Genomic DNA, 16,740 nt, shown 5'->3' with positions numbered 1-16,740 from the left:
TGAGTAATAATTCCAGTTATTAAAGAAATTAATCCCCAAATTAATGCAAGGTAATGTACTTGGGAGCTTAAATAAAAAGGCACCCAAGTGAAACTCCCAAAATAACAAGTATGAAATATAAATAATCTAAATGATCCAGCAAAGAATAAGAAAATGAGCGGCATTTATAATACATATTACAGGAAGTAACATATCCGCATTCAGTTCTTTAACGAGAAACAATACTGGAATACAAACAACTACGACACCGGAGGAAAATGTAACAAATGATGAATACTGATTAGGTTTTGCAGACATTTTCATCACTTTAAATAAAGCTACTCCAATTATAGGAATAAGCAATCCACCCCATATATAAAACACTACTACTGCTACTTTAGGTAATGCATAGTTTATATAAATGCTAATAACCAAAAAACAGCACCTGCAATTAACATAAATCCTCCGCCTCGGTATTCTTTGATAAAATCATAGCGATCCTGACTAATCTCAACATTTTTAGGTACAAAAGGTATTCTCACAGTTTCCCTCCTCAATTAAATTTTCCCACCATTAAATGGCCTGTTTGCGGCGTCATTTCAAGTGATTTTGCAATGTCTTTTCATTTAAAATTCTAGCAAGTATTTAAGAATTCCTTCCTTGTTTTTTTGTGTGAGTGCTGGCTAGAGGTTTAGGGGCTAGCACTCATCGCTATTAAGCTAACAAAATTAAATTTCCTTCAAATGAAAAATGCGCTATTCTTTCTGTAGAATCATAGGAAAGGATGGCGTTTTTGTATGTCTATTTCTGTATCTGATAAATTACAACTATTTGCTCAAGAAATTCAAAACTTCTTATCTCCAAATTTCTTACGAGATCTTGCTAGAGATGCTGGTTTTGTACAACGAACCAGTAAGTACCAAGCAAAAGATTTAGTAGCTTTATGTGTATGGATTAGTCAAAATGTCGCTAAAACCCCTTTAACTCAGTTATGTAGCTGCTTAGAAGCATCAACAGAAGTGCTCATCAGTCCTGAAGGACTGAATCAAAGATTTAATGCCACAGCCGCGCAATTTCTACAACAAGTGTTAGCCGAACTTCTCAACCAGAAGTTATCTTCAACTAAGCTGTTCTCTTCTCCATACACTTCTATTTTCAAGCGTATTCGTATCCTAGATTCAGCTGCATTTCAACTTCCTGATGTATTTTCACCTGTTTATCCAGGTGCAGGAGGATGCAGCCATACTTAAAAGCTAAAAATACTAAATTCTTTTGATTCCTCGACTTCTACTTATCATGTAGTGTAATAATGAATGGACGAACTATTTCTCTTATAGATTTTGAAACCCTTAACTAATATCCTCAGACAACACTTTAATTATATAAAAAGTGCATTTAATTATGAGTTTTTTATATAATTAAATTCGTTTTTTGGGTATTATAATTTCCAATCCAATATATTAGTCGTTTAAAATTATCGGGATTTTTCATATGATATAGTTTCTTTATTCGCATTTCGATTCTGGTGCAAAAATAAAATATAGGAGAATAAAGCACATATATTCCCAACAGAATCGTATCTTATGCTGCAAGTCCAAACAATTGATGGATGAATTCTTTCTGATTTTGGACAGACTGGTCCCGTAAATCAAGCTGCCCTTTTTTACTTCTACTCCAGAAAGAATGGATGTAGCTGTATCAAAACATTTGAACCCAACGCATAATCATTGTATGCGAAATGGATAAACCCCGTTCTTCTAGCATTTCCACCAAATCATGCACCCTTTTTAAAGTAATAGTAACAGTATGTCCAAGATTTATAGATTCATTGCAATTGTCCTTAAGTTTTTGCACCAGAACTTATAATCCTTATACTCTTCTGTTGTACATATTCCACACGAGCAGGTACTGGATACACCTATACTTCCACTAAAATTAATCATATTATATGTTATTATATAAACATTCAGAAATTATGGGTATTATTGATTTTTAGTTTACTATAATATAAATATGTATACTTATATTTTTTTCATAACGTATTTTTCCAAAAGTTCATTTTCATTTGCTTTTTTCTGTGGAGTGCATTTTATTTTAGTAAAAGAAATAATAGCATGGTTTACAAAAATATCAATTTTTTTGATTGTGAATCTTTTTTCTGATAATTAACTTACCATTTTTTGTAATTATAGCAGATTTGAAAAAACAAACAAAAAAATCACCTCTTAAATTCAATTGTAATCCACTTTAATGAGGGAGTTAATACAATTACATTCCAAATCGCATAATCATCTACAAAACGAAAATAGGACCCTTAAAACGATTTCCGATTTTAAAGGGTCCTATTTTCGTTGGAAAATCTATTATTCTATTTCTCCCTTCACTTCTTCATATAAAATGTCTTCTGCAAACTTTTTGTAACCATTATACCCTTTTTTTGAAGCTATTTTCTTTATTGCTTCCACTACCTTTGGATCAAGATATAAGCTCACATGCTGCTTTTTTTCTATTGGTTCCTCTTTTGATATATTTTCAATTTCTTGCTTAAAAATTTCTAAATCTCTTTTTAAATACAATCGCTCAGTAGATTTCCCTTTAGCAATTTCTTTAAATGGTAATAAGCCATCTCTTGCAGCATTATGTACATATGTCTTCGATTTACCGAGAAACTCTGCTGCTTTCTTTAATGTCAAAGCATCTTTATACATTTCAACAAGTTTTAGCACATCTTCTTCTTTAAAACGGTATCCGCCATCTGCTTTCCAGGTAACAGGATTTATAGGTTGGATTTGTTTATACTTTATTAAATAGCTTAATTGATTTTTTGTTAAACCTACGCTATCGCATACCTCTTCGAAAGATAAATAGTTCATTTCTCACCTCATCCGAAACATTCATTCTAGTTTTTGTATTAATTTTCTTAGTTCGTACTTTGTTATACCCGTCTCTTTTACTACATCCTTTAATGAATACTCTTTATACTGCAGATACTTGATCGGATTATCTATGTAACGTTCCCTTACCTTATTAAATGTACTCTTTTTTGATAAAAGATTCAATTTCTCTCCTTTCTCACCAATGGAATCGAAAATTGGACAGCCTTTACAATGTTTGTAGTTTCGTTGTTTTGTCTTTTTTGCTCATCTGTACAATTCATTGATAGGTTGTTCAGAGGGCAAGTTGAACAATGGGTATATTCTAAATCATAAATTTCACGTAAAATTTTCCGAAGAAGATTTTTCAAAAAAATCTCCTCCTATCATATTTGGGTTGAAATGTACAAAAAAGCCAATTAAACATTTCAATTATATATTAACTAAGATGAAAAGTTAAATAACAAGAAAAATACTATTTTTAAATATTTCATTTTATACCACAATAAATAATCTATTTATTGTGGTATAATTGGAATAATAAAAGCTTATAAAAAATATGTATGTTTCAATTCATTCTACTAAAGGTTGTGACTAAATTTGAATATTATAAATTTCAAACATGATAATCAACTGATAAAATCGAAGTCGGATTTTTTTGATAATAGCCACTTTGAAAAAATCATGGGTATAGGCATCCGAAACATTGATTATTCCCAATTGAGTGAAGAATCCTTGGTTTACTTATTTTTACATGATGAACCTTCCTTAACGAAAAAGAGAAGTGATCGGACAAAAAAAATCTATCTACATGACCTTTCTCATTTCCTTCGTTACATAAAAGAAAAAGTAGGAACCATTCAAGAGTTATCGCATAATGAGATGGAAATCTACTTCTATGAACTAAGTAAGAAATATGCGGCCACTACATTACGTCGAAAAAAAACAGTGGTACAGCAGTTTCTACGATATGTATATGATAATAATGGATTAACTGATGACTATAGCACTCGTATAAAAAAGGTATCTGTAAAAAAAGAAGCGCTGGTCAATCGTGACCTCTTTCCTGAAGAAGTAAATGAGATTCTAGATACACTGAAGAAAACAAATCACTTTATGTATGCATTGTTTTTCCTCCTTACGACTACTGGACTCCGGATTGAAGAAGTTGCAAATGCAAAGTGGGCAGACCTTGTATTCCATTCCTCCTTAAATACGTATCTCTTACGTGTAGTTGGAAAAGGGAATAAAGACAGAGAAGTTCGTATTTTTGAGGATGTACTTGATGATATCTGTCGTCTTCGTCAATTACGAAGACAAACGAGTAAATTGGATGTCTCAAGTACATCTGCTTTTCTACCCAAAGCAGATGGCTCACACTATCGAGCAGACTACTTATCAAAATACGTGGCAGAAAAAATTGTAGAAACTAATTTACCGTTTCTACGCCACCGAAGAGATAGAATTACACCCCATACCTGTAGACATTTCTTTGCGAATTATTTAATGGGAAAAGGTGTTGAACTTAAGAAAATACGTGACTACTTAGGACATGAATCTATTATGACGACAGAGCGTTATTTAAGAGAGCGTACAAGACGTCAAAATCTGGCTACAATAGCTATTGGGGATTCATTGTTCTAGCATCTATATAATAGGAAGATTCTCGATTTGTCTTATCGATATCTCCCTATTTTTTGCTTACAGGGGTAGCGTCACATGCCCATCAAGCTAAGGTTTTGGATTACCCCCAAAATGAAAATTTTCTTTCTCTACAGTTAGTTATTTTGAGAAGTCAGCTCATTTTTTGTTTTTGGGGGATTTACTTTTCTTAAGCTAATAGGCACAGCAGCGTATCGCCTACATTTTAACGAAAATATGCTCTAATTTTTCTTTTTATCCGTAGGTGGTGTTTCAGCTTCTATTAACGGTTCTAATGGTGGCTCAAGCGTCACTTCAATTGTTGCTCCTTCTTTTAAACTTCCCCCTATTAAATTTCAATAAGTATAGGTACAATCATTGGTTTTTTCTTAGTATGTGTATATACATATTGTCGTATTGATTTTTTTATTTGTTTTTTCATTACATTCCATGAGTTTCTATTTGCTTCTTGTAGCTCGTTAACAGTTTTTATAGTAAGTCGATTAACGTCTCTTCGGAGTTCTGAGAAATCGCTATCCATAAATCCACGAGAAATGGTATCGGGGTCAGAAATCAACGTTCCTTCCGCTTTGCTCATAGTTAAAATAATCATGAGCATCCCATCCTCTGAAAGTTGTTTGCGGTCTCGTAACACAATTTCCCCAATATTATCGACATCCCCACCGTCTATATAGGTATTCCCCACCGGTATTTTCCGGGTCTGACGGGCAATGGTATGTTCAATATCGACGACATCCCCATTATTGATGATAAACGTGTTTCCTTGCTCTACTCCAACGGATTCACCTAACAAACGGTGATGGTGTAGCATTCTAAATTCACCGTGAATGGGAATAAAATATTTTGGTTTCATTAATGTAAGCATTAGTTTTAAATCTTCTTGATAACCATGGCCAGAAACATGCATTCCGGATGTACTTCCTGATCCATAAATCACTTTGGCTCCAAGTGCAAATAGGTTGTCTACGATACTTGTGATATTTCGTTCATTCCCGGGTATTGGACCTGCTGCAAAGATAACCGTATCTTCAGGTAAAATGTCGACACCGCGAAAGTTTCCTGTGGACAGGCGTGCAAGAGCAGCCAATGGTTCTCCTTGACTCCCCGTGCATAAAATGGCCACCCTTTCAGGATCCATTTCATTGATTTCATGTGGGTCAATTAACATTCCATCTGGAACTGTTAAATAACCACGTTCCATAGCAACCGCGATGACATTAACCATACTTCGTCCAAGCAACGCAATTTTTCGATTTGTTTTTTGTGCTGCATTCACGACTTGTTGAACGCGACTAATATTTGAAGCAAAGGTAGAAAGAATAACTTTGCGTTCGGCTTTCATGAAAGCTGCTTCCACATGTTCACCTACTATTTGTTCTGATGGGGTCAAACCAGGACGCTCTGCATTGGTACTCTCAGATAATAGAAGCAAGACCCCTTCTTTGCCGATTGCAGCCATTTTATGAATATCCGAATTCTCATTATTCGCAGGGGTTAAATCGAACTTGAAGTCCCCTGTATGTACAATATTACCCTCTGGTGTGTGAAAGACTATTCCCAAGCAATCAGGAATACTATGGATCACTTTGAAAAAACTTACGCTTATTTCCCCAATTGTCAAGTTTGAGTTTGAGTTGATTTCAATAAGTTCACTTTCTCTTAGGAGTTTATGTTCTTTTAATTTGATTTCAATTAATCCTAGTGTGAAGCGTGTGGCATAAACGGGTACATTCAATTTTTTTAAGAAGAACGGGATCCCCCCGATATGATCTTCATGTCCATGTGTGACAATTAAAGCCCTGACTTTATCTTTATTTTCTACTAAATAAGCTATATCAGGGATAATTAAATCAATTCCTAATAAACTTTCATCTGGAAACTTATTGCCACAATCGATAATCACGATATTGTTTGAATATTCAATCGCATACATATTTTTTCCGATTTCATTCAAGCCGCCTAAGGCGAAGATAGATAATGCATTCTCTATTGTACTCAAATTTATAACCTCCCATTTTAAATATAATCTTAGTAGGCCCTTTAGGTTTTCCCTTATCAGTAGGTTCAATGCTCGAGATTCCTAGAAAAAAGGGAACTTTAGACTTGTTTTTACCTAAATATACTGACTACAACATTGATGTCTTCGTTTCACACATTGTTTTCGAGGTCTTTCCTCCCATGGGGACAGCTGCTATTGAAATCACTCATGGTTTTCGATTCTTAATAAAGATGCAATTCTTTTTTAAGAAATGCACCCGATAATGGAAGATCGTTATGCAGAAGTGATGCTGCACTTATATTGTAGAATAGCCCTCTAAAACAGAAGAAGCTCTCCTCATACTAATTGCATAGCTTAGGGTGAGAACAAATTCTTCTAAATCATATCTACGCGCATTGGAAAAACCGTTGTCTTTACCTTTAACACTGAATCCACATCTCATCAGAACCTTAAGGAATACTTCAAATTATTAGCTTGATGGACATGGGACGACACCCTAATATGCTTGGATTAAAATCATTGCAAACAGCTAAAATGGTGATTGCAAGAATAGAAGTTATGCATATAATCAAAAAAGGACAAACTCTCCAAGATGAAAAGTTTGTCCAAAACCATGATTTCTTTGGTTCAACAATATAAAATTTAGTTCCGCTAGGAATCTTTCGTTCTTTTTTCATATCTCACTATTTTTGCATCAGAACTAACAATAGTGAATTAGAATAATGACTTAATACTTGCTAGGACAGTAAGGATACCTATAATAATGACAAATACATTGCTCATTTTCCCTCTATATTTAGCTAGTACAGGCACTTTACGAATTGCATACATTGGTAATAAACATAAGATAGCAGCAACTAACGGTCCGCTAAGGGCATCAATGATTCCAAGAATACTTGGGTTTGCATAAGCAACATACCAGCATGTTAATACGACAAAAGTAAGGATCATAGTCTTAACTGTTTTTTCTCCTATATCTTTCCCGCGTGTTTTACCGGACTTAATAATCATGTCACGCATTACTTCATATGCTCCTATATAATGGCCAAGGAAAGACTTTGTAATAGCCACAAAAGCAATGATAGGAGCTGCAATCGTGATTACAGGCGAATTAAGCTCATTAGCAAGATATGATAGGATTGACAAGTTCTGTTCTTTTGCCACCTTAAGATCATCTGGAGTCAAACTTAAAGTACTGCTCCAAACAAAGAACATAACAACAGCGAATGTCATGATATAACAAACTTTTTGTATTTGAGCACATTTGGCATCAGTAGCTTCTATTCCATACGTAGCTCTCTGTTTCATAACAAATGACGAAATCATAGGAGAATGATTAAACGAGAATACTATGATTGGTAGTATCATCCATATCGTTCCCAAATATCCTGTTCCTGTTGAAGCAGTAGAAACACTTGAAAAACTAAGCATTGACGTATTCCACTGTGGAATCAAAGATATTGAGATAAAAAGTAGAGAAGCTATGAAAGGATAAACTAGCATGCTCATTATCTTTACAGTGATATCTTGACCAAAATTTAGTATAACGATAAGACCGAGTACTAATACAAGCGATAAAATGGCTCTTGGAGGCTCCGGCATGTGCAATTGATGCACGATAAAACTACTTGCAGTATTTGTAAGTGCAACAGAATACATTAGCACGATTGTATAAATTGAGACGAAATATACTATGTTAAAAATGATACTTGCCTTATTTCCAAAATACTCTCTTATTGTACCTGTAATCCCCTCTTCAGCAGAATTGGAAGCATATATCATTTTAGCAAGCGCCCTATGTGAGTAATACATAACTGGATATGCAAGTAATGTAATTAGTAGTAATGATAATAATCCCCCTGAACCTGCATTAATCGGTAAAAAGAGTACTCCTGCTCCAATGGCTGTTCCAAAAAGGCTCAATGCCCAGGTAGTATCCTGTTTATGCCACTTTGTAGGATCTGGATATTCCTCATTTTTTACTGCAGTATTTTCAGCCTGAAATTCTATTTTTTTTGCAGTATTCCCATTCATATAATAATTCCTCCTTGTGTCCTATTCTTCCGTCTCTTTTTAAGGCTTAGGAATATAGACAGTTCTTGAAAAATGAATTGCTTACAAAGTACGCCACATCGTGTGTCCTTCTTCTAAGTTGATCAAAATCGAAAAATTCGCTAGTCATCAATCTGATGGGTTTGTTAGCTCTTACAAAACACTTTAATTATATAGTAGTATATTTTAGTGATAATAGCTCTCAATATACAGACATCCTTAGGAGAACAATAGAGAATAGGATTGCTAACTATTTCACAATATTTCCGATAACTGTTTATTAATTTGATTGTTTCTCCCCAAAGATTTTATTTTTAATGGCAATCCCTGTAGGTGTGGCCGCAATTCCGCCTAAACCTGTCTCTCTTAATTCGCGAGGCATCTGTCTTCCAACTCTATACATCGCTTCAATAACTTCGTCTGCATTGATGATATTGTTTACGCCGGCTAATGCGATGTCCGCTGCAGCTAAAGCATTTGCCGTTCCAATGGCGTTTCTCTTTACACAAGGAATTTCTACCAAACCAGCGACCGGATCACAAACTAAACCGAGTAAATTTTGTAATGCGGTTGAGAAAGCTTCAGAAGATTGCTGTGGCGTTCCACCGGCAGCTTCTACCGCCGCTGCAGCCGCCATCGCTGAGGCACTGCCTACTTCAGCTTGACATCCTCCGTAAGCTCCTGAAATACAAGCGTTATTTGCGACTATCGTTCCAAATAACGCTGAAGTGAATAGAAAATGGATCATATCTTCATGAGTTAACTGCAACGTATCTTTAATACTATATAGGACTCCCGGGATCGTCCCACTCGCACCTGCTGTTGGGGTTGCACAAATAGCCCCTAATGCAGCATTTACTTCATTAACACCGATAGCACTTTGAATCCCTAACACCATCAAATCTCCAGAAAGAGTTTTCCTATTTTCTCGATAGTTTTTAATTTTAACAGCATCACCTCCGGTTAAACCGGTCGGAGAAAATACCCCGTCGCCCTCGATACTTTTATTTATGGCATTTTCCATAGTCGCTAAATTTCTTTCCATTTTACCCCAAGCTTCTTCATAAGAAGTTTTAGTTTGTTCGATTTCCTGTTCGATTGCTAATTCATAAATTGGCTTTTGGCTTTTATTAGCTGCATCCACAATTTCTTTTATGGTCATATACATATTTTTTCACCCCTTAAAGTAACTAAAAAATAATGATATTAGCTATATTGCTTAAACTTCCTAATTCCTTCTGAACATAACCAGGCAATAGCGAATCCAAAGCGAATGCATATAAATATTTTCTGTTTTCTTCTAAACTATGAAAGTTGTTAATTTCCACATCATATTGTTTAAAGATCCTACGTAAGACAAATTCAAAGTCAGCTCTTTCGGAGATCGCAATAACAACTGGCAATGGCCCCTGCAGATCTAAGCTAAATCCGTCAATTTCAACATGTTTGACTTCAATTAATCCACCGCCGACCGAAATACCCATCGTTCTAATACTTCGGCTTTCATCCTCTAAATATATATCTGCCGTATTTGGATGACCAGCAGGACTATCACCCGCTTTTTCAATAAAGGTAATGTCAATTCCTTTAGATTCTGCTATTTTAATAGCATCTGGCACTTTGCTGTCATCGGCAGCAAATCCTAATATCCCAGCAATAATTGCAAAATCAGTTCCGTGTCCTTTATGGGTTTCAGCAAACGATTCATAATACCTTACCACGACTTTTTTTGGAAGACCTTGAAATAATTTATTGGCAACTGTCCCAATAGCCAAAGCACCTGCAGTATGTGAACTTGAAGGACCTATCATTACCGGCCCAATCACATCAAAACAACTTTTGTATTTAACTACCTTTTTTTCTTTAATAGATGCTACATTCATGTTCATATAAGCACCTCCATAATTTATTATTTTTAATTGCAGTTGAATCTAAGTTATTAGAATAACCAATTCAAAATAAGATCGAGTTGATAACGCTTTCATTTTTTGTGTTAATAAATTTCCCTTCTGACCACACACCTTTCTTAGAGTAATCGTATCAGTATGTCCAATTTTAGAAGTACTTGCAAGGTCTTTAGAATTTTTGCACCAGAACTAGGTTTGATATTTTCTCTAGAGGTAATAGATTATCTCTCGACGCCCTCATTATAACTTGTATATTTATGAGTCTAAGATTTTTTTATTTTTAGAAAGATTGAATAAACAGAATCTTGAATGGATAATAAATTATACTTGGCATGTAGCAATTGTGTCCATTGTTTGAAGCTGTATTAGTTAGTAGAAAAGCAAAAATAACACAGAGTTCCTTTCATTAACACATTGATCATATTGGAAAATCATTATAAAGATACTTATACTTTCCTTTGTTGAAACATCTTATTTTAGACGTGAAAGCTGTTGCAATAAATGATTAATGTAGATGGAAAGGAATAAATTAATGAAATATAAAATCTTTTTTGGATATTCATGATACATTTTGCATTTGTATACATTTTCAGAAAAAAGGAACTTCTTTTTGGGGTAGAACCACATCGCTATCAAGCTAAGATTTTGAAGCCCCCAAAAAACGAAATTTTAACTCGCTACATCTTCCATACCCGCATCCATAGTCCAATAAGATTGCATCTTTATTTACATACTTTGAGAATAAGTCGAGTTGAAAAGGTGTCGTGAATTCTTTTTCATTTGCTACTCCATTCCAGTATTCTTTTTGTTTATTCATACGTGACAACATTCCTTCCCCATAAATTCCCTTGATTATATTCCTAACAAGAAGAAAAAAACATTCTTTACATTCATTTGTGTATTTGATACAAATCTGAAATAACTACAAAAAACACTATCCTTTCCTATGATTCTACAGAAACATTAGCGTGTTTTTTCATTCTAGGGGGTACTTTGTTTTGTTAGCTTGATAGCGATGTGACGCTACCCCTTGAATAACATAGTAGAACAAGATCATCGCTTTATAAAGAAGCGAATCTGTTCTATGCTAGGTCTTAAATCTTTTGACACAGCTACATCTATTCTTTCTGGAGTAAAAGCCATGCATATGATTAAAAAAGAACAGATTGCTTTACGGAACCAGTCTGTCCAAAATCAAAAAGAATTCATCCATCAATTGTTTGGGCTTGCAACATAAGATACGATTCCGTTAGGAATATATATGCTTTATTCTCTTTTGTTTTATTTTTGCACCAGAACCCCTGAATCTATTCGTTTCCCAATCTGCCAAGGACAAATAGATTTCTTCTTTGTAATGAAATTGGTACGCTGTATGTATAATTGCATATCTGACTAATCACTTTAAGTGTTATATTTTAATAGCGATGAATGCTATTATTTCATAATTTGTCAATAAGCAATAGGTATGTGTGAGTAGAAGGAAGGAGACAAAAGGCTTCTTCCTTTTATACTATATAAAAGAAAAAGAACTCAAAATAACATTTGGAAGGGAAGCAAAAAGATGAAAGATAAAATCATTTCAATCATAAACACATATGTAAAAGATGGTGATTTTATAGGTGGTGTAAGTGAAGATACGATTCAAGAAGCGTCACACTTTCTAAACACTCCATTCCCAAACAGTTATCATTGGTTTTTAAAGCAGTATGGTAGTGGCGGACTTGATGGAATGGATATACATGGTTGTGAAGGAACTGCAGCGGATTCATCTGTTGTATATCACACGAAATTGTATAGAAAAACATACGCTCTGCCATTACAGTATATTGTTATAAATGATATTGACGGCACCGTAACATGCTTAGATACAAGTCGCATGAAAGACGGCGAGTGTCGAGTCGTTTTTCAAAAGAAGTGTATGCGATTACTTATGACAACTTTAGCGAGTATCTCTTAGATTCTTTACAAGAAACGATAGATAATTTGTATGATGAGAATTAGCTGTGTAATAGGACGATTTAAAGGGGGAATTCGATATGATGAAGGCCGTATTCTTTGGAGTAGCATACCTATTTATTGCCACTATAACAGGGTGTGAGAAAGATGAATCATCTATTGCCGTAAACACAGATGACATTGTGATACACATACCGAAAGAGAAATCGAAAAATCTGGAACGGTTCCAATCATTTACTAAACATGTGCAAGATAAACAGAGCGACGAGATACATATTAAAAACTACTTAACAGACGAGCAGGCCAAAGTACCGAGTGTAGAAACAGTAACGTATCAAGATGAAAAATTCACTTTCACCTCAACATACAAAGGCGAGTCTAGAACGGATACATGTAGCAAGTTCGTAACCCCAGAAGAAACCCATAATCAGGCCTATATGTTAAGAGATTGCGCTCAATCAAAAGATGGAATCATACTTCACTACACTGCAAAAGATGGTGAAGATGGAGAAGGTTCGCATTCTGTACAAAATAAAAGAGTAGAATTTGTTGAAGTTGAAGTTGAAGGTGATAAGAAATATAGTTTTGTAAAGGATATGGAAGTAGGAACGATTTTAAACGTAATAAAATTCTCTCATCAAGAAACCACACCTCATACATCGATTACACCTAAACCAAATTACAAAATCAATATCCATTATTTAAACGGTGAGATCGATCCACATTATATTTGGATTAACAAAGAAACATCTCAAGGCATCATTCTGGAATCCAAACAAGCGAATCAGGGGTATGAAATTGATAAGATGTTTGTAGATGACTTCGTAAAAATGTTGAAATGATAGCGCCATCCCTTCCTTGCATCTACAGAAAGAATGGCTCATTTTTCTTATTAGGGGATATTTTATTTTGTTAGCTTGCTAGCGATGTGGTGCTTCCCCTAAAGGGAAAAATTAATACCTTTTTACAAATAACAGGAAATGATATTAAACCTTGATGGAGTAAATCCCCCTTCACTTCCTCTATTTAATTCTTTGGTAAGGATATATTTTCCTGATGATAATCATAACCTATATCAGAATTTCATTTATTATAGGAAAATTCCAAAAGGGGTGAATGTGATGGGTTTCCCGCCTCAACGACAAAGTAAACCTGGGATTGAATCATTAATGATACCTAGACCTATATTTGATAACCCCAATTACAAGCCAGCCGGTAAACTTATAAATAAGGTAGCGCTTATAACTGGTGGGGATAGTGGAATTGGGAGGGCTGTCGCTGTAGCCTTCGCGAAAGAGGGTGCAGACATAGCAATCTCATACCTAAATGAGCATAGTGATGCAAAAGAAACGGAGTTCTATATTAAAAAGTATGGCCGTAGTTGCATTACCATTCCAGGTGATATTGGGTATGAGCAGCATTGCCAACAAGCAGTAATGCAGACAATTCACCAATTTGGTCGTATTGACATTTTGGTGAATAATGCCGGTGTACTATACATAAGGAACAGTCTACTTGATGTAGATTCTAACCAACGAACAAGTACCTTTCACACAAATGTTTTTTCTCAGTTTATTTTGACGAAAGCTGCTTTGCCATATATGAATTCAGGGAGCTCCATAATAAATACAACATCCCTTAGTGCCTATCATGGAGATCAAGATGCAATTGATTACGCGGCATCTAAAGGAGCCATTGTTTCCTTTACACGTTCGCTGTCATCGTCACTGGCACCGCAAGGGATCCGAGTTAATGGTGTGGCCCCGGGACCAATTTGGACTCCATTAATTCCATCTTCCTTGCCTCCAGAATGGCTTGCCACATTTGGAGACCATGTTCCTATGAAGCGAGCCGGTCAACCGTTTGAAGTGGCACCTGCTTATGTATTCTTGGCATCCGAAGATGCATCTTACATATCAGGACAAATTCTGCACGTGAATGGTGGGGAAATTATAAACGGCTAACTATTTAACAAAAAATTACTTTTGAACTACCCCCACTTTCACTTCGTTTAGAAGAGGGGGATTCCTAAGTAAAGAGTTCTATCGAACTCTAATTTATTAGGCTATCTCCACAGTCCTTGCGGTTAGAAGCCTTATCGCTTCATTCTTTAGATTGATACTTGCGTTAATATCCCTATCATGGTGTGTACGACAAGAAGGGCAGTCCCATTTACGTAGGTTTAGATTTTTAACGTCTTTGTTTTGATATCCACAACAAGAACATAATTGGCTTGAAGCAAATATTTTCGATACAACAATCACTTGTTTACCGTACCATTTTGCCTTATATTCCAACATAGTTCGAAACTGAGACCATGATACCTCACTAATTGCTTTTGCTAACTTATTATTCTTTAACATATTCGATACTTGCAAATCCTCTATACCGATAACATCGTGGTTTTTGATGATTTCAGTCGAGATTTTGTCCAAGTAATCTTTTCTAGAATTCGTCATGTATTCATGAATTCTAGCTACTTTTACTCGTTGTTTATTCCAGCGAGAAGATCCTTTCATTCTTCTAGAAAGAACACGCTGTGCTTTTGCCAACTTCTCTTCTAATGATCGAAAAAACTTCGGATTTTTATAGGTAGTTCCATCTGACAAAATGGCGAAATCTTTTAGTCCCACATCCATTCCAATGTAAGAGTTTGTTTTCGGAAGTTCTTGCACTTCTGTTTCAACTAAGAATGACACAAAGTATCTGCCAGAAGGGTTCCGTCTAACTGTAGCATTTAAAATACGTCCTTTTACTTCACGACTTTTGGCAAATCGAACAAGACCTAGTTTTGGCAATTTTATTTTGTTTCCTACAACGGCAATGTTTTCATTTGTTTGTTTTGTGGTATAAGATTGTACGTTGTTCTTCTTAGATTTGAAACGCGGGGCATTGTTTTGTTTTTTGAAAAGGCGTGTATAAGCATCCGCAAGGTTGCGAACAGACGACTGAATCGCGATACTATCCACTTCTTTTAGCCAAACAAACTCTTTCTTCATGGCAGGGAGTTTGGCAGAGCATGTACCATATGTCAAACCTTTCCCTGTTTCTTTGTATGCATTATTCCATAGAGATAGGAAATGATTGAATACAAAACGAGAACAGCCAATCGTTTTATTGATTAGGGTTGCTTGTGCTTTATTTGGATAGATACGAAATTTATATGCTTTATTAATCATCATTCATTTCACCTCCATTTCGGTATGTTTCTATTATACAACAAACATATATTCGATAGGTAGTGAAGTAACAGTTTATGTATGTCGAACAATTAAGATGGCTTCCTGCCATCCCATGTCCGAAGCAAATTCATCTCCCACCTACTCACTTCGCGTTCCTTGAGGAAGGAGTCTTCTTGGCTAAAATGATGAATGAATTTATATTATATTGGCTTAAGTGTTATGGAATTAAAATCATAAAAAAACCAAATAACGTTTAACCAACCTGTAACCACTCATATAAGATTTGATTCGCATTGATACCTATGGTATTGATGTGAATTTTTGAAGTGCTTACAAAGAAATATAAGAGGTCATTTTTTAGATTCACAATCAATATTTTGAAGTTTATGTAAAAAAAGAAAAAGAATCCATATTTTTTAAAAAATGGATTCTTTTTTATTACTTCTTTAACTTAGTGTAATCTATATTCTCCTGTTAATTGTTCTTCGGCCATTCGAACTAAGCGTTTTGTAATTTCTCCACCGACAGAACCATTTGCACGCGATGATGTATCAGGTCCAAGTGTGACTCCTAATTCACGAGCAATTTCATACTTCATTTGCTCAATAGCACTTGCAGCAACTGAAATATGAAATTCATTTGCATTATTTTCGTGTCTTTGAATATTCATCGTTGCACCTCCATTATATTTGTATATAACATGTGCTTAATTATGATATTTATACATGAGTTAACTATTTTCTTCTATTTTATTCATTGCAACAGATCTGCAAATGAGGTACCCACATTATTCTTTCGTTTCATGTGCTTTTCTAAATAAATCTTTGTCGTTTGAATGTTTTCATGCTCCAGCGTTTGCATTAAATGATACAAATCAGCATTTCCTGTTCAACTGCCATGATTGCAAAAGCATGACGGATAGAATAAATTATTTATGTTAGGATGACCTTTCTAATTTAGTCTTTTGATATTGATTCACATAGTTGTACTATGGATTTCATATGTTATTAATTCTAAACTTCTCCATAATACCTATAGAAGAACTACCAACAATCCAAATCGGATTTTATACGTTTTCGCAAGTTAAGAAAAATTCATCCTAAAAACAGTCGATTCCGTAATATAAAGGA

General features: G+C 34.9%; 13 protein-coding genes and 8 pseudogenes. 7 read left to right on the top strand and 14 right to left on the bottom strand.

What is annotated here, in order from left to right; all coding sequences use genetic code 11:
- Positions 1 to 126: 126 nt before the first annotated feature.
- Together ACP6L7_RS33730 and ACP6L7_RS33725 are read right to left on the bottom strand one after the other, a co-directional pair.
- Positions 127 to 414: a hypothetical protein gene (locus ACP6L7_RS33730; protein WP_430529729.1), complete on the bottom strand. Its 288-nt coding sequence runs from the start codon at positions 412 to 414 to the stop codon at positions 127 to 129.
- The gene (locus ACP6L7_RS33725; RefSeq protein ID WP_257156223.1) at positions 393 to 521 is read right to left on the bottom strand and encodes a hypothetical protein; all 129 of its coding nucleotides are present in this window, start codon (positions 519 to 521) and stop codon (positions 393 to 395) included. Before ACP6L7_RS33725 ends, ACP6L7_RS33730 begins: the two co-directional genes overlap by 22 nt.
- Before the next feature lie 255 nt (positions 522 to 776).
- Here ACP6L7_RS33725 and ACP6L7_RS33720 point away from each other — a divergent pair.
- Positions 777 to 1,226: pseudogene (locus ACP6L7_RS33720) on the top strand (transposase); the annotation flags it as partial.
- Between the two features lie 334 nt (positions 1,227 to 1,560).
- Here the strand turns inward: ACP6L7_RS33720 and ACP6L7_RS33715 are convergent.
- From ACP6L7_RS33715 to ACP6L7_RS33700, 4 genes and pseudogenes are all read right to left on the bottom strand, one after another.
- Positions 1,561 to 1,697, bottom strand: a pseudogene (locus tag ACP6L7_RS33715) (IS6 family transposase); the annotation flags it as partial.
- A pseudogene (locus tag ACP6L7_RS33710) lies at positions 1,681 to 1,755 on the bottom strand (IS6 family transposase); the annotation flags it as partial. The pseudogenes ACP6L7_RS33710 and ACP6L7_RS33715, both read right to left, overlap by 17 nt.
- Before the next feature lie 587 nt (positions 1,756 to 2,342).
- Entirely contained in the window at positions 2,343 to 2,852 is a 510-nt protein-coding gene (locus ACP6L7_RS33705) for a helix-turn-helix domain-containing protein (RefSeq protein WP_097831102.1), read from the bottom strand.
- A gap of 21 nt (positions 2,853 to 2,873) precedes the next feature.
- A pseudogene (locus tag ACP6L7_RS33700) lies at positions 2,874 to 3,223 on the bottom strand (transposase).
- Between the two features lie 229 nt (positions 3,224 to 3,452).
- On the opposite strand from ACP6L7_RS33700, the gene ACP6L7_RS33695 reads away from it, so the two are divergent.
- Positions 3,453 to 4,496: a tyrosine-type recombinase/integrase gene (locus ACP6L7_RS33695; protein WP_063218032.1), complete on the top strand. Its 1,044-nt coding sequence runs from the start codon at positions 3,453 to 3,455 to the stop codon at positions 4,494 to 4,496.
- A gap of 346 nt (positions 4,497 to 4,842) precedes the next feature.
- On the opposite strand, the gene ACP6L7_RS33690 is transcribed toward ACP6L7_RS33695, so the two are convergent.
- Entirely contained in the window at positions 4,843 to 6,513 is a 1,671-nt protein-coding gene (locus ACP6L7_RS33690) for a ribonuclease J (RefSeq protein WP_097831103.1), read from the bottom strand.
- 489 nt (positions 6,514 to 7,002) lie between these two features.
- Between ACP6L7_RS33690 and ACP6L7_RS33685 the strand changes: the two are divergent.
- Positions 7,003 to 7,152 (top strand): annotated as a pseudogene (locus ACP6L7_RS33685) (IS6 family transposase); the annotation flags it as partial.
- 75 nt (positions 7,153 to 7,227) lie between these two features.
- Here the strand turns inward: ACP6L7_RS33685 and ACP6L7_RS33680 are convergent.
- The 4 genes from ACP6L7_RS33680 to ACP6L7_RS33665 all read right to left on the bottom strand — a co-directional run bounded on the left by ACP6L7_RS33680 (position 7,228) and on the right by ACP6L7_RS33665 (position 11,298).
- The gene (locus ACP6L7_RS33680; RefSeq protein WP_097831104.1) at positions 7,228 to 8,547 is read right to left on the bottom strand and encodes an aromatic amino acid transport family protein; all 1,320 of its coding nucleotides are present in this window, start codon (positions 8,545 to 8,547) and stop codon (positions 7,228 to 7,230) included.
- A 298-nt stretch (positions 8,548 to 8,845) separates the two neighbouring features.
- On the bottom strand, positions 8,846 to 9,733 hold the full coding sequence (sdaAA, locus tag ACP6L7_RS33675) for an L-serine ammonia-lyase, iron-sulfur-dependent, subunit alpha (RefSeq protein ID WP_097831105.1): 888 nt from the start codon (positions 9,731 to 9,733) through the stop codon (positions 8,846 to 8,848).
- A gap of 22 nt (positions 9,734 to 9,755) precedes the next feature.
- Positions 9,756 to 10,454, bottom strand: coding sequence for an L-serine ammonia-lyase, iron-sulfur-dependent subunit beta (gene sdaAB / locus ACP6L7_RS33670; protein ID WP_097831106.1), 699 nt, complete (start codon positions 10,452 to 10,454; stop codon positions 9,756 to 9,758).
- Positions 10,455 to 11,109: 655 nt separating this feature from the next.
- Complete coding sequence (locus tag ACP6L7_RS33665; RefSeq protein ID WP_240523198.1) at positions 11,110 to 11,298, bottom strand: hypothetical protein; 189 nt, start codon at positions 11,296 to 11,298, stop codon at positions 11,110 to 11,112.
- Positions 11,299 to 11,502: 204 nt separating this feature from the next.
- On the opposite strand from ACP6L7_RS33665, the pseudogene ACP6L7_RS33660 reads away from it, so the two are divergent.
- The 4 genes and pseudogenes from ACP6L7_RS33660 to ACP6L7_RS33645 form a co-directional block, all read left to right on the top strand.
- A pseudogene (locus ACP6L7_RS33660) lies at positions 11,503 to 11,709 on the top strand (DDE-type integrase/transposase/recombinase); the annotation flags it as partial.
- Between the two features lie 324 nt (positions 11,710 to 12,033).
- Positions 12,034 to 12,473: pseudogene (locus ACP6L7_RS33655) on the top strand (SMI1/KNR4 family protein).
- A gap of 35 nt (positions 12,474 to 12,508) precedes the next feature.
- On the top strand, positions 12,509 to 13,270 hold the full coding sequence (locus ACP6L7_RS33650) for a DUF4362 domain-containing protein (RefSeq protein WP_097831107.1): 762 nt from the start codon (positions 12,509 to 12,511) through the stop codon (positions 13,268 to 13,270).
- Between the two features lie 279 nt (positions 13,271 to 13,549).
- On the top strand, positions 13,550 to 14,392 hold the full coding sequence (locus ACP6L7_RS33645; RefSeq protein WP_097831108.1) for an SDR family oxidoreductase: 843 nt from the start codon (positions 13,550 to 13,552) through the stop codon (positions 14,390 to 14,392).
- 96 nt (positions 14,393 to 14,488) lie between these two features.
- Here ACP6L7_RS33645 and tnpB read toward each other — a convergent pair whose 3' ends face one another.
- The 3 genes and pseudogenes from tnpB to ACP6L7_RS33630 all read right to left on the bottom strand — a co-directional run.
- Complete coding sequence (gene tnpB, locus ACP6L7_RS33640; protein ID WP_430529728.1) at positions 14,489 to 15,610, bottom strand: IS200/IS605 family element RNA-guided endonuclease TnpB; 1,122 nt, start codon at positions 15,608 to 15,610, stop codon at positions 14,489 to 14,491.
- A gap of 451 nt (positions 15,611 to 16,061) precedes the next feature.
- Positions 16,062 to 16,280 (bottom strand): alpha/beta-type small acid-soluble spore protein, encoded by a 219-nt coding sequence (locus ACP6L7_RS33635; protein WP_097833428.1) that lies wholly within the window; start codon positions 16,278 to 16,280, stop codon positions 16,062 to 16,064.
- Between the two features lie 83 nt (positions 16,281 to 16,363).
- A pseudogene (locus ACP6L7_RS33630) lies at positions 16,364 to 16,536 on the bottom strand (tyrosine-type recombinase/integrase); the annotation flags it as partial.
- Between the last annotated feature and the right edge of the window lie 204 nt (positions 16,537 to 16,740).

Source organism: Bacillus silvicola (assembly GCF_050524305.1).
Classification (GTDB): domain Bacteria; phylum Bacillota; class Bacilli; order Bacillales; family Bacillaceae_G; genus Bacillus_A; species Bacillus_A cereus_AT.
Note: the sequence above shows the minus strand (reverse complement) of the source record. Positions and strands in the feature narration are given on the sequence as shown.

Excerpts from the sequence above, each read along its gene's own strand:
- ACP6L7_RS33635 (WP_097833428.1), bottom strand. The coding sequence starts at position 16,280 with ATGAATATTCAAAGACACGAAAATAATGCAAATGAATTTCATATTTCA.
- ACP6L7_RS33705 (WP_097831102.1), bottom strand. The coding sequence starts at position 2,852 with ATGAACTATTTATCTTTCGAAGAGGTATGCGATAGCGTAGGTTTAACA.
- ACP6L7_RS33650 (WP_097831107.1), top strand. The coding sequence starts at position 12,509 with ATGATGAAGGCCGTATTCTTTGGAGTAGCATACCTATTTATTGCCACT.
- sdaAA (WP_097831105.1), bottom strand. The coding sequence starts at position 9,733 with ATGTATATGACCATAAAAGAAATTGTGGATGCAGCTAATAAAAGCCAA.
- tnpB (WP_430529728.1), bottom strand. The coding sequence starts at position 15,610 with ATGATGATTAATAAAGCATATAAATTTCGTATCTATCCAAATAAAGCA.
- ACP6L7_RS33680 (WP_097831104.1), bottom strand. The coding sequence starts at position 8,547 with ATGAATGGGAATACTGCAAAAAAAATAGAATTTCAGGCTGAAAATACT.
- ACP6L7_RS33645 (WP_097831108.1), top strand. The coding sequence starts at position 13,550 with ATGGGTTTCCCGCCTCAACGACAAAGTAAACCTGGGATTGAATCATTA.
- sdaAB (WP_097831106.1), bottom strand. The coding sequence starts at position 10,454 with ATGAACATGAATGTAGCATCTATTAAAGAAAAAAAGGTAGTTAAATAC.